This is a genomic window from Psychrobacter sp. UBA3962, from assembly GCF_002385225.1.
Taxonomy (GTDB): domain Bacteria; phylum Pseudomonadota; class Gammaproteobacteria; order Pseudomonadales; family Moraxellaceae; genus Psychrobacter.
Genome location: NZ_DGDC01000018.1, coordinates 1 through 13706, shown reverse-complemented (window position 1 = coordinate 13706; position 13706 = coordinate 1). Strand labels below are relative to the sequence as shown.

General features: G+C 39.8%; 13 protein-coding genes and 1 tRNA gene. 6 read left to right on the top strand and 8 right to left on the bottom strand.

Translation table 11 applies throughout. The features are described 5' to 3' along the window. Positions 1–663, bottom strand: a 663-nt coding sequence (locus tag B3S92_RS04630; protein WP_296203203.1) for a BLUF domain-containing protein, incomplete at its 3' end; no start/stop codon positions are given. Positions 664–936: 273 nt separating this feature from the next. Here B3S92_RS04630 and B3S92_RS04625 point away from each other — a divergent pair. From B3S92_RS04625 to B3S92_RS04600, 6 genes are all read left to right on the top strand, one after another. Beyond that, on the top strand, positions 937–2184 hold the full coding sequence (locus B3S92_RS04625) for a tRNA cytidylyltransferase (RefSeq protein ID WP_296203200.1): 1248 nt from the start codon (positions 937–939) through the stop codon (positions 2182–2184). Positions 2185–2279: 95 nt separating this feature from the next. Then, a tRNA-Ile gene (locus B3S92_RS04620) sits at positions 2280–2356 on the top strand. Between the two features lie 169 nt (positions 2357–2525). Then, positions 2526–3803: a tyrosine-type recombinase/integrase gene (locus tag B3S92_RS04615; RefSeq protein ID WP_296203197.1), complete on the top strand. Its 1278-nt coding sequence runs from the start codon at positions 2526–2528 to the stop codon at positions 3801–3803. A gap of 552 nt (positions 3804–4355) precedes the next feature. Beyond that, positions 4356–4703, top strand: coding sequence for a PPC domain-containing protein (locus tag B3S92_RS04610; RefSeq protein WP_296203208.1), 348 nt, complete (start codon positions 4356–4358; stop codon positions 4701–4703). Between the two features lie 30 nt (positions 4704–4733). Further along, a complete protein-coding gene (locus B3S92_RS04605; RefSeq protein ID WP_296203195.1) occupies positions 4734–4952 on the top strand; it encodes a hypothetical protein in 219 nt (72 codons plus the stop codon). 90 nt (positions 4953–5042) lie between these two features. Next, the gene (locus B3S92_RS04600) at positions 5043–5903 is read left to right on the top strand and encodes a DMT family transporter (protein ID WP_296203192.1); all 861 of its coding nucleotides are present in this window, start codon (positions 5043–5045) and stop codon (positions 5901–5903) included. A gap of 88 nt (positions 5904–5991) precedes the next feature. On the opposite strand, the gene B3S92_RS04595 is transcribed toward B3S92_RS04600, so the two are convergent. The 7 genes from B3S92_RS04595 to B3S92_RS04565 all read right to left on the bottom strand — a co-directional run. Beyond that, positions 5992–9048, bottom strand: a complete 3057-nt coding sequence (locus B3S92_RS04595; protein ID WP_296203189.1) for an LPD1 domain-containing protein — start codon at positions 9046–9048, stop codon at positions 5992–5994. Between the two features lie 128 nt (positions 9049–9176). After that, positions 9177–9857, bottom strand: coding sequence for a hypothetical protein (locus B3S92_RS04590; RefSeq protein WP_296203187.1), 681 nt, complete (start codon positions 9855–9857; stop codon positions 9177–9179). Then, positions 9841–10179, bottom strand: a complete 339-nt coding sequence (locus B3S92_RS04585) for a hypothetical protein (RefSeq protein ID WP_296203184.1) — start codon at positions 10177–10179, stop codon at positions 9841–9843. Before B3S92_RS04585 ends, B3S92_RS04590 begins: the two co-directional genes overlap by 17 nt. A gap of 2 nt (positions 10180–10181) precedes the next feature. After that, positions 10182–10700 carry a hypothetical protein gene (locus tag B3S92_RS04580; protein ID WP_296203181.1) on the bottom strand — a complete coding sequence of 173 codons (519 nt, stop codon included), beginning with the start codon at positions 10698–10700 and terminating at the stop codon, positions 10182–10184. A gap of 230 nt (positions 10701–10930) precedes the next feature. Then, a complete protein-coding gene (locus B3S92_RS04575) occupies positions 10931–11668 on the bottom strand; it encodes a hypothetical protein (protein ID WP_296203178.1) in 738 nt (245 codons plus the stop codon). Continuing rightward, positions 11665–12438, bottom strand: coding sequence for a hypothetical protein (locus B3S92_RS04570; RefSeq protein ID WP_296203206.1), 774 nt, complete (start codon positions 12436–12438; stop codon positions 11665–11667). Before B3S92_RS04570 ends, B3S92_RS04575 begins: the two co-directional genes overlap by 4 nt. Positions 12439–12521: 83 nt before the next feature. Further along, positions 12522–13706: hypothetical protein (locus B3S92_RS04565; RefSeq protein ID WP_296203175.1), on the bottom strand; the 1185-nt coding region annotated here is incomplete at its 5' end.

Below are 13706 nucleotides of genomic sequence, written 5' to 3'. Positions count from 1 at the left end.
ATTTTTTAGAATTGGTATAACTGCATTATTGCGTAGGATAATCAGCAGTAAAATGACCACCATGGCTAATAACACTCTGTGTAATAGAGTTGAGTCAAACAAGCTTGTTATATTGCCATTAGAGTCTTGTACCACATTATAGCTACCAGGCTGGGAATCATAGCTTTGATTAATATTATCAAACTTCTGCATGGTCTCTAGAAAATACTCCATAAACCATTCCGACCAGTCTAAAGGCTTAAAGGGTATAAACTTTCGCAATTCAGGAGAGTTGGCTTGAAGAGAATCTTTAAGCCAGAGCCTATCATCTAGGTTAAGACTACGCATACGCCAATCATCAAAACTATAGTGTTCAATAGGCTTAAGCAACGTTACTTTAATTTTACTATGCCTGTCATCCTGGAAAATATTATCCATCAGAGGCAGTAGCGCTTGCTTAGTCCCTTCTAAACACTGTAGAAAATAGGTCTGGTTATTACAAAGCATCCCTTTAATATTATTTTTTTGGTTATAGTCCTCTGCATGACTACGGATATGTTCGAACAGTGAGGGATCTAATTTACTTTTTTTGCTAATATTGCTGACATAGACCAATCTAATTAAGGCCTCATCTTCGAAATTATCTAAAGCTTTTTTTAAGTGGTTATAACTTGAAATAATCATTTGATAGAACTCCGCTATGACTCACTGATAAAAATTGTGACTGCTAGCTTGGCGATGGTAATTGAATTAATAATAGGCAGATAAATAACTTCGTTAGAAACTATAGTAATGTAGTTAAATCACTTAAAAGCTTGATATTATAATCAATTGTAAAGATTTATATTTAAGGATTTATTGACTAAGCCGGTCATTTAAACACTGTGGATTTACAATACTTTCTCTTCTAAACGTATTAAGCGCTTCATAATTACAAAAAACAGGGTAAGGAATTTTATGCAAGTATATATTGTTGGTGGCGCAGTGCGCGATAAGCTGCTTAACCGAGCTTACACAGATAAAGACTTCGTGGTGGTTGGGGCTACTCCTGAACAGATGCTGCAAGCGGGCTTTATACAAGTGGGTGAAGATTTCCCAGTATTTTTACATCCTAAGACCAAAGAGGAATACGCTTTAGCCCGTACTGAACGTAAATCAGGTAAAGGCTATAAAGGCTTTGAGGTATATGCCTCACCCGAAGTGACTATTGAGGAAGACTTATTGCGTCGTGATTTGACAATCAACGCTATGGCAATAGAAGTCAGAGGATTGATGGATGATACTCCGATCACTGGAGAGGTCATTGACCCTTATAATGGTCAACAAGACATCAAAGACAAAGTCTTGCGCCATGTCTCTGAAGCTTTTAGTGAAGACCCACTTCGGGTATTAAGAATTGCTCGTTTTTATGGTAGATTTTATGACCCTAATATTGAGCACAACTTTATTATTGCGCCTGAGACCATTGCCTTGATTGGCGACATAAATGACAGCAACGAGCTTAAACATTTAACCGCTGAGCGAGTGTGGCAGGAGACCAGTCGGGCACTACTGCAAAACTCACCTCAAGCTTATATTGACTGTCTAATGAATGTTGGCTCCCTACCCTATGTCATGCCTAACTTGGCTCAGACATTGTCTAGTACGCTGATGAAAGACTTGGTATTTAATGCTTTGCAGGTAGCAGGACAGCAAAACCTTAACTTAGCTCAGCGTTGGGCTATTTTAATGCTAGCTTTCTCAGCAGAGGCTATGCCACAACTGACAGATTCGGCTGAGTTAACACAGGATCTTGATAGTATTAATAATATTGATACTAATACTAAAAACTTGGAAAGTTGTCAGTCTTGGCTTGATCAATCAAAAGTTTTGGCACAGTTATTAAAAGTACCAAAGAAAATTGGCCAATTCACTCAGGCCTATATAACTTGTTTTCCATATTTAACTCACTACGCTCAGCTTAACGCAGAGGATATTGCCAAGCTTATTAACATTACCAAAGCGGATAAAAGCGAGGTTGAATTTGGTGAGCTGTTACAGGTACATAAGCTGGTTGAACTGAGCTATCAGCAGCTTCAATTTAGCAAGTATGTTAAAGCCTTTAAGGCCATCACTATTAATGAAGTAGATGATAGTTTAAAAGGTAGCGCCATTGGTGAGGCCATACATGAAGCTAGAGTGAAGGCCATTGCTCAACTAAAATAAAAAAACTGCCATAAATTAGCGGGTTACGCTTGCAAATTTATAATTTTCAGGTAATATAATGCGTCTAATAAAGCTGATTAAACAGCTTGTTATTAGGGCTCATAGCTCAGTTGGTTAGAGCAGAGGACTCATAATCCTTTGGTCGTAGGTTCAAGTCCTACTGGGCCCACCAACTTCAAACCCTTACAACTTAACGGTTGTAAGGGTTTTTTAATGCTCAAAGAAAAAGTAGCTCTTATCATCAATTTAATACTTTATATACTTTTTATGTACTTTAATTAAGCTAACTCGTGCTATATGCTATATAGCATTGTTGTTAATTGTTGTCTTGAGGTAAGGCTATGAAAGTTAAGCTAACGAAGAAGTTTATTGATGATCTACCACTTACTGAAAGTGGTTATAAGATATACCCTGATGAAGCTTTGACGGGTTTTGCATTATACGTTGGCACTAAGAGCAAGCGTTATATTTTAAACAGACGCATTAACAAAAAAATGTACCGCACGCTAGTTGATGAAGTTCACATGACTACTCTAACAGCCGCACGTGAAAAAGCAACTGCAATGATGGTAAATATCAGACAAGGATTACAACCTTACGAGGGATTGCATCAGCTACCAGAGATTGAAGATGAAGAGAGCAAGGCACCACAAGTACCTACTTTGCTAGAGGCTTATAATTATTTTAAAGAAATGAAATCAGAGCTTTCAGATGGAACTATAAGAACCTATGACCGACAGATATTAGGTAAGCTTAGTGACTGGCTTGATAAGCCACTTAACGATATAACCAAGGCCATGATCAGCAAAAAACATAAAGAAATAAGTGCCAATAGCAAGGCTCAAGCCAATGCGACTATGAGAGCATTAAGATCAGTTTGGAATTATTGTAGAGATAGTTTCTTAGACGAGAATGAAGACTTCATAATCAAAGAACAGCCTATCAAGATACTTAATGCCAAAAAGGACTGGAATAATATAAAACCACGTACCAGGCACGTAGCAGAAGAAAATCTAGGCCAGTTCTTTAAGACATTACTAAAATACACCGATCGCAGCTCGCACATGCAAGCACCACATAGTAATAATGCTCGCGATCTTATGCTAATGTTTATGCTAACTGGCGTGAGACTTAATGAAGGTCAAAATCTTGAGTGGTCCGACGTTGATCTTGATAACGGTTATATCGTATTTAGAGATACAAAAAACGGATCAGATTATGACATGCCACTAGGTAAAATACTTGCAGCATTACTCAAAGAACGCAAGAGGTTAAGTGATGGTAGTCGCTGGGTTTTCCCAAGTAGTCAAAGCAATACTGACGGACCTATAACTGACTTAACCCGTAGCTACAAACGCATTGGTGAGTTAAATGGCATGTATATCACACCCCACGATTTAAGGCGCACGTTTGGCACCGTGGCCAACAGCTTGAACATCAACTACCCAGTCCTTAAAAGACTGTTGAATCATCGTGAGACCAAGGCAACCGATGATGTGACATTGCAGTACGTGCAAGTGTCACAGAAGCAGCTTAGAACGGCTTTAAATCAGATTGAGAAACTGTATTGCAAGCAAGCTGAAATGACTCAAGATGAAGTTATAGCAAAACTCATATAAGCTACAATTGTTCATGCACTACCCACCCTCTCTATAGCTGGTGGGTAATTCATAGACGGCTCGTTGGAGATAACGCAAATAGGATGATTCCCTGGATTTTTGCCTCCACCCATATCCAAACAAATATCATCGTAATAGATTTCATGCGTTTTAAAACCCAAATATCCACCTATCACAAACATGAATAGTAGAGCCAGAAAAAATTTAACATTCACGTGAAATAACCCTCATAGTTATTAACCAATTTTTCTAAAAAAATTAGTGGCTTTAAGTATATTTATGTATATTTTGTGTTTCTTAATGTGATATTATATGTCTACTTCCTCTCGTAGCTAAATCGAGAGGGCTATACCCGCGAGATTGTCAAACATGACCAAAGGTCTTAGAGAATGGGTACTGCCTTTAAAGTCTGATCTTAACTCTAATATATAGGTAAAGGCTTGGCTAGCTATTAGTGGGTGTTTCATATAGCAAACAATAGAGGTATGCATGAAAAACTTAATTCCTACCCTGTTAACTTCTGTAGCTTTATTAGCAAGCAGTTCGTATGCCATGGCATGTAATGAGGCTAAGCCAATCGAAGTAAGATTCGCTAAGGGAACGACATCCTCTAGTTATACAGGCCAAATTATAGGCTACCAGTATTATTCATATCATTTTATAGCAAATAAAGGTCAAAAATTAAAAGTTAAAATAGATGGTGGAAATGTAGAGGCGTATTTGTTTCATAATAAGCTAAAAGACTCAGTGTATATGGGTCAATATTCTCCAGAATTAGACGCTAAAGGTAATTACACTCTTCCTCATTCAGGAGAATACGAGCTTCGGGTGCTTCAGCCTCGCTCTCAGGCTAGACTAGGCAAGACTCCAAAGTACAATCTTAAAATATCTATACATTAATATTATAGAGGTAAAGAGGATAGCTAAATTATGAACCATAGAGTCAAAGGGTTCTTCATATTATCTCTTATAGGGATGGTGGCTTTATATCCAAGCCTATTAATCGTATCAATAGTCCTTGATCCTTATATTAAAGATTTCACTCTACCGACTGTAGTCTTAATTGAGTCGATTATTATTGCTCCTATCTTACAAGTAATCGCATTACCTTTGGCTCATAACTTCATTAAACGAATCACCGGTCTTTAATATTTATGATCTAAATCTCATCATATAAGTATAACTAAGCCCTTCTAGGTTCACCTAGAAGGGCTTTTTGTAAACGCAATAGGAGCGATGATGCCAAAAATCAGCGTAGCATTAGGTATGACCCTTTTAGTAGTGGGAAATATTTTTGCAGTATTTTCAGATGCACTAATAAAAGACTTGCCAGCTGAAACAGCGTTATATCAATTTATTCTTTTTCGGCAGTTGACCGCTGTTGCTATGCTTTTACCACTTTCTTTGATTAACAAAAAACAGAAATTGCTTAATGAGATAAAATGGCATTTTGTTCGCAGTCATATTTGGTTAATTGGTGTGGTATTCATGGTAATATCCCTTCAATCCCTCCCCCTGGCGACTGCAAATGCTATTTTTTACGCAGCCCCGCTTCTTATGTTACCAATAGGTTTTTTGTTATATAGGGATAACTTAAGCCCTTCAACGATTATTGTATCTATTCTGGGTTTTATTGGCATTTTGATTATTGTCCAACCTAAGCAAATCAACATAGGCGCAATATTTGCGCTTTTAGTAGCGGCCACAATTGCTATAAATAATCTTTTAGTAAGAAAACTACCTCAAAACCATACCGTTTATCAAACTTTATTATTGACTAATTTAGTAGGAATACCTGCTGCCTTAGTATTAGCTTTATGGGAAAACAGCCCGTTTAGCTGGGAATCGCTTACTATAGCAGCTCTATCAAATGTTTTTATTTTAGTTTATGCCGGAATATGTGTAGAAGTATACAAAAGCATCGAAGCTCACAAAGTTTCTAGTGCTGAGTATTCCGGATTACTAGTAGCAGTAATTGTAGGCATTATATGGTTTAATGAAGTGCCAAATTTAAGCTTGCTGGTTGGAGGAACCTTAATTGTTGCTCCTTTAATGTGGCTAGCAAACGCTGAAAGAGTAAAGTATAGAAATTTGAATTAGCAATCCCCTACTTAGCTTTTGCAAAAGGAGTGAGTTTCTTCACCAAAACTCACTCCGCATAAATGAAGATCCTATTTCGTAATTAAAGCTACCACCGAATCAAATGATCTAACGCTAAATTATTACTTAGCTGCATGCCAAAAATAGAGTCCATCAAAGCTTCATCAGCTGACGCATTTTCAAACACCTTCTCATCTTTGATTACTTTAAACAGCTTATCAAATGCCGCATTAATTCGCCTACGCTCGTCACCCTCAGGATAAGCCTTATGGGCGCTATCGTATAAATCATTGTTAGCGCCGTAGCTTAAGTAGTCATTACGGCGTCCTTGCGCCTCTAAACTATCCTCAAGATACGCCTGAAACGCCCTTGCCGCCATTTCAATTGTTGTAGACCAATACGGCTTGGCGCGTGTTCCATCAAGAGATACTGAATTTGCTTTAAATTTAGACGATATAGGACCAGTTTCAAGAATGACGGCTTCTTCTGCCTTATCTTGATTATAATATGCAGCCGCCACTTTTCGCCATGCTGTATGCCGTTTGCTACGGCGGCTTCTATTTGTTCTGCCATACATATCGTCAATCGCTCTTACTGCGCCGCTGGCATTGCCGGCATCTAAGATTGCTTTTGTCGTCCTATTAAGCTTATCGGGATTGATATTTAATTTTGCCAGCTCAATATCTTTTTCTGTAAGCTTAAATACTTCAGGTGTATAGGTATCCCCAATAAACATAGCATCCTGCAAATCTCTAAAGGCATTTGAGATTTTAGGGTTCTTAGCAAGGCTTGGATTTTCTGTTAAAAATTTACTCGCTCCAACAGCCTCTTCATTACCTAGCACTTCACCTAAAATGTTATCGATAGCATGAAACCATTCATGGCCAAGCGAGCCACCACCACGCATTTTGGTTAAGTTAATAACGCGCTGAACTGGCTCATAATGAGCAAGCGCTCCTCCTCTACCACGCGCTCCAAAAGCCATTGCCAACCTGCCGTTAAACCCAAGTGCTTTATGGTCAATACCGATAATATCTGACAAATCAAACATGGCTGCTGCCGTATTTTTAACATGAAATTCAGCACTAGACTTTTCTTTTAAAATCCAATCTCCTGATTGAATATCTCTGAAGCCAAATTCATCTTTAAGCTCTTTGGTAGAGTTGATGACAACTTCTTTCCCGCCCTTACGCTCAATTTGTTCAGCAACAATTAATTCAAAGGTTGTTTTTTTCTTACCTTTTTTGCCACCACTTCCAGTCTTGCTGCTATCTGTAATAGTCAGCCCCCAGTCGTTATATTTACCATCTATGGCTAGATTTAGGTGTTTAACAAAGGCTGATGACGTACGCTCAATAATTGCCCAAAATCTCTCACCAAGAGCAACCCATTGCTGAATGTTCCTATTTGTAGTTAATGTCTCAAATGCCCCTATTGCATTGATAGCTTTTAAAGCAATATTGTACTCTTTCCACTTTTTAAACTTATTTGTATCTACAATGCCTTTGCCAATGTAGCTCCCACTAAACTGGCGTTCGGGGTATTTTTCTGTAGCCCAGCTCATTACCCACTTTTGTATATTATATTCAATTGGGTTTATACCCTCTTCCTTGGCCCTTGCAGCAAGCCCAGCAATCGCTTCTTTGTATAACGCCTCACTCTCCACTTCCATCTCAGTTCTTAATGCATCTTGCTCTGCGGACAACGTTTTATATTTATCTGCGACGTCCGAACTAAGCATTGAGCCACCAAGTTCACCTGCGATAGCCACAAGTTCATTGTACAAATCACGAGGTGTGACACACTTACTAATGCGCGCTTTTAACGTATCAATACCTGCCACATAAGCTTTACGCATCATCTGCTTTTGCTGAGCTGCGCCAAGCTCATCTGTTAATCTTGCAAATACAAGTAATTGATCTTGATTGTAGCTTATGTTTCTACGACCAGCATAAGAATTTTTAGCAAATTCAACTAAGTCCCAATGAGGCTGTGTTGCCACAGATGCCAACACCTTTTGAATTAAAAAAGCAGTACCAGGCTCAATACCATTATCTTTTAACTCATTGTAGTCAATTTGACCCATAATATTTGATTTTTTAATTAGGGACTCAGCAAGCAGTGCATCAGTTTCAATTTCCGACCAATCTATGTCTTTAACTCTTACAGCCACCCCATCTTTGGCTAACTGTTTTATGCGATTACTTGCCAGCTCTTTTTTTGAGCCGGCAATATAACCCGTATCAGCATACCTATAGTTATCATCATTTGGGTTGTCGCTATACTCAGAATTAGAAGGTTCTAATTCTTGCACTTCTAGCGTATCTAGTAAAATTTCATATGCTGTATTACTGCCAACATTCTCAGCATATGAAACATCGTCAAAAGCTGTGCTTTCGTTGACATCATTATTACTGTGTGATGTAATAGTTAAAAGCTCGTCACAACGCCTCAAGCTGGGCTGATTATCTAAATCAGACTTGTTCAGCCAATGTGGAAGGTGTGACGGGTTTTCTTCGTTATACATTCCGTCTAGCTGCCTTGAAGTCAAATTGTATGCAGCGTGGTCACCCATCTCCCTTTCTGCTACTTTGATTCTTGCATGGTAATCTTTGCTTGCTACTGTAATGATTTTGCTAAACTCATAGAAAGCTATAAAGCTGTCTGAACGCTCTTTATTAGCAGGCTCTCTTGCGCCTATTTTTCCTTCTAGTAGAATTTGTGGAATACGAGGTGTAGCTAAAGCAATTGGCTCACGTTTGGCCTGCCATGTCATTTTATTTTTAGATTTGCTGTTCAAAATAACCAATCCAAGAGTCGTCTTAACCGCCCTACCAGATAGGTATTTCTTAAAAAAATGCATTGCGGATTTTTTATGATCACTGTTGTTTTTTTCGAGTAACTCTTGAAATTTATTATCCGCTTTTTTAATGTCCCATGATGTAATGACCTCATAAGCCGCACCTATACTGGCTCTATTATCTTTTGGGCTGCTTGTGTCGTCGATATCACTTAACACGCCAAGCTTAACAAGCTCATTACGAACAAGGGTCGATGCTTCTAGCTTATCTTCTACGCTAGTTGCTGAATGTAATTTCTTTAGGGCTGTTTGAAGCGGTACCAAGCGGTCAATATCAATAGTCATAAAAATAATTTCCTAATATATGATGAATATGTAATATTGTTGCAGATAGCATTTCTCATGGTGCGCTATGTTCCTAATATAAAAAGGGTCGCAATACCTATAGGCATTGCGACCCCATTAACACAAAGCTACTGCATTGTCAGGCAGTCTAAAAATTGGATTGCGTACCCTGCTATCAGTGTATCTTTATCAGTGCCGTTAATGACTCGACGAGCGTTTTTAAACTGCTCAAACGAGCCATATCTTATGTATCTTGATAGTGATTTGCCAGTGAAACGACCTTCCAGCATACCAACGATCATAATATCTGCTGCATGTTTTGGGTCTAGTGCCAGTTCCGGCTTATTCACAAAATCAACGCCTAGTAACCTGCGCATCAAGACATAGTTTGTTAACCAGGTTAGCTGCACATAACCACGGCCATAGTAAATTGGAAGTAAATCAGAGTACCTGCCGCCATGGATATCAATACGACTACCATAAGGCCTACCACGGCCTTTGCCGTATTCTTCGATGGGCCTCATGGTTCTTGCTGTTTCATGCCAGGTAGTAGCTAGCATATAAGCAAAATAAAGCGGATTAATAGCATTGCCGCCGTATTGGTTGCAAGCCTCTAAAATACTATCAAATCCATTAACTTGGGACTGTTTGAGTGGCCCAAAGTGTTTAGCAAGTTTGCCCGGCTCATAGCCAAGTCGCTTGCCAGAATCAGTCAAAGCTTTTTGCGAGTTCAGGCCCCATAATCCATCGACTTTGGCACCAGCCTGCACTTGCAATCTCTTGATATTTTCTCTAATTTTTGCTGTCATTTTCTTTAAATTCTCTTATCTTGCTTTTAAGCTTACTAATCCTTTTAGTACTGCCCGCTATATCTAACATCAACACAGCCATTGATAAGACAAGCAGCACTCTTGCTAAAATCGTATGTCTTGAAGGCACAAACACCGTACTACCAACATCAGCCCATAAAAGCCCCAACCATATGAATGCATAAAGCACTATCAACGTCGAAGTTGATTTACGGTTGGTGCAATATCTGCCGCTAAACATAACGACTGCACACATAAACAATCCAAGGTACGGTGTCATATTGTTAATAAATTGCAGGTTGATGATGATTGGATGTTCCATTTTTACCTATCCCCATTTCCTTTAGTGAAGATGTTGGCCAGCCATGACACTCTACTAATTAATAGCTTACGTACTGAGTCTTGGAGTTCTTTATCACGCTTTAAGTCACCTAGGTTGTTGATAAGTACCACACCTGAAAATGACATAGCCAACGCTGTCATCAGCATAACTTCAATCGGTGGGCTTGCAGCGTCGGTAAGCGCTGGTAATAAAACAAATGCTCCAATAATTCCACTAAAAAACCCGCCAGCAAGATGAAATATCTGCTCAAATACAGAAGGTCGCTGCTCCATATCACTTGTATAAATATCAGTAAGCAAAGATGCTGCTGAACCAAGCATACTCAACAATAAAACAGTAAAAAAGAACACCCAAATAGGGAGATTGAGGTATAAAAAAGTATGCGTTTGATTAAGTTGATCCGTAATAGCCACTGCACTAGCAGACGCACTAAATATACTTGCTACCGAGCTGGCAATCAGCCCGATAGTAAGCTTTGCAGTATCAATATTATGTTGCACCCTCCACCCCTTTTAATACTCTCAAGCACTTAAGTTACCGACGTGCTGTTAAAATCTTGATAATAGCGTCCAGCCTCTTATATAGCCCCATTTGTGCTGTGCTATCCCTTTCAATCACCTTAGAACGATAATCAAAAGCAGCTGATCTTTCGTATAACTCAACGAAGTTAAGGCTCATTTTAAGCGCCTCAAACATACTCGTTTGGCCATGTTCCATTAAGAGAACCACGTCACTCAACAATATATCTTGCAAGCTGTCTCGCGTGCCCTCGTAACTCAAAAAGGGCTTGAAATCGTGCTGGCATGTATTCGCCAGCTACCTCCCCAATTACCGTAATACCTTTGTTGTCAATGCTTGTAAAAACATAATGCGATAAGTTGAGTATGAGCGTGTCAAACAATTCGGCCAGGTTGTTAAAATCAAACTCGCTAAGATTGCTAAGGGTTTCAGCTCTAGCTAGGATTTGTTTACTCAGCTCGTTTTGGGTTAAGCTTATGTCTAGCTTGTCCCAAACCATATCACCACCCACAATGCTGCTAAGATTACCAAAAAGCTGGCAAGCCATAAGACCACAAGTCCAATCAAACAAGTTTTCACAAATTGCTTCAAGTAAGCAGACATGAGCACCTCTAATATGTTGTACGCCTATACCCGTTGTTTCGTCTAAATGCTCCTTTGGTACCATAGACTCCACTGTTTCAACCACGTACTCGCTTAAATTGCTTTCAGCTGAATACTTGTTTTGGGATAAAGCTTGTTGGTTTAATAAAAAGTAATAACGCTCTTGTACTGTTAACTGATCCGCTAAGCCCTGATAGCCGGTTAGCAGGGTAATTAACGCACTGATACGCTTCTCGTTAAAGCGCTCTGGTATCTTGGCGATATCCATAGCTTGTCCGATCGTAAGATCAGGAATTGGTACGACATGCTCAAGTAACTGTAACTGCATTACTGCAACGTCTGTCATTTCTTACCTCCGTTAGATGATGCTCTTAGATTTGCTATATCGTATTTATCCCAGGCGGTTAGGGATAGCAATGTTATTTGAACCTTGATCGCGATTCTGTCACCGTTTTTATTCATCGGTGCTGTAATAGGCGCTGATAAGCTTTCAATAAACATAGGCTTGTATGTTTTACCAGCATATTGAAACTGCACAAGCGAAGGTATGGTCGATGCAAACATACCGTCAACACCCTCACTAAGCGCGCCCACTACTAACGACGCATCTGACAATTTTCTAGGTGATGCGTATTGCTGCAATACATTTAATGCACGCTCAACTTCGGAGGCTGCATCAATCCACGCCTGAAAAACAAGCGTCCCACTAATGCGCACCGAGCTTGAAGAAGTATAGACTTGACGGCTATTGATCTTAGTGAACGTGGACTTATCTTTTAACCCAGCCAGCTTATCAGCAGCGTCACCGACAACGCCCTTAACCGCGCTGTCATCCGCTGTTTCTGCATCCAGGTTGAAATAACTATACATTGACGCGGGTAGCTCGCCTGATTGAAGCATCCCCATCATGGTAGGCATCCGCCCTTCTGGGTTCGATGTTTCAAACGGAGTTGAATACTGGGCCTCAACTGTAAACTCACCATCTTCAAATAGCGCAGCAATAATGGTATTACCTTCAATGGGGTTGTAGGTCTGTTTGCCCTGGCCACCTTCCAAGTTATCCTCTGATACCGGTCGTATCTTGGCGATAAGTCGCTGATTTAAACCTTTGTGCATCCAAGGCACGCCCGATCCTACTACGACGCTTTTCTTGGGCTTGCTTGCATTATCCGCCGGCTTGTTTGTATTTTTTTTCATAGCTAAACTACCGCTTTAGTTTTCTGCAAACTCTCAATAGCTAAAGACACCAGTAAGTCAAGGTAACGCTCAAGCGTGTCTTTAAAAGTCTGCACAAGATCCGATCTATCTGCCTCTTCAATCTTGCCAGCCAGCTCTTTTGCAAAGTCACTATCAAACCCCAGTGGGTCAAAGCTGCTTTCTGATACTTTGTCGCTAAGGCTTTTAACCTCTTCGCCAAGGTAATCAGTTTCGTTTTCTTTATTGCTTACTAGGCCTAAATCCTTACGCAACTGCATAATCTTTTTAAGCGCTTGTAGCTTTTGCAAATTGCCTAATGTTTTGGCGTCTGATACGGCTGATTTAAGCTCTTTAATCTTTTTAAGTTTTTCAAGCGGTGTTAGTGTCATTGAGTCGAACATATCTAACCCTTTGTCGTTACCGTAAATACTTTGAACCTTATCAACTGCATAGTTAGCAGCGTCTTTGGTACTAACAGGTGGCGAACCAAATAAATCATCAGCGAGGCCGTGTTGAGACTCTTTTTCACAAAATTCGGCCATGGCTTTAAAAAATAATCCCATCTTTTTTGCACTACGGTTGTTTGTAGCAATAAACACGGCTATTTCGGCCACACCTTCTGCCAAATCACTAAACAAGCCCATTTGTTTAACATACTCTGCAACATCTTGGTTGTTGTCCTTAGCACTCATAACCACGTTAGCTGCGTCAATGATTGCGTTTGTAACCTCGTCATCAAGGCCCTTTTCGATACTATCTACAATGCCACTAGATATATCTTGGACGTTGCCACGGCTTATGGCTTGTGCCTCAATGAACTTAGGCGCGGCCACGCTCAAGGCGTTTAGTACGTTTTGTAGTTCTGGCTTTGCATCGTCGGCCATCATTTCTGTTAATCGCTCGTCATTGTAGGCCTTGCTAAAAATAGCGGCTTTCATGCGTGCCACCAATGCTTGAGTTGGCTTACCGTCCTTTGTTGTGTATTGGGCCGCCTCTGTATCGCCTAATTGTTTTAAAAAGGCGACAACGAAGTTATGGTTACTTGATACCGTTAAATCCCCGTTTTCACTTGGATTAAATAGCATGAGCATGTGGTCATCTAGCATTTTAGCGTCCGTCTTGGCTCGCTCTGTTGCACTGTATGACAGTTTGTCGTCCTGGTTGGCCTCAATAGCAAACTTAACTCG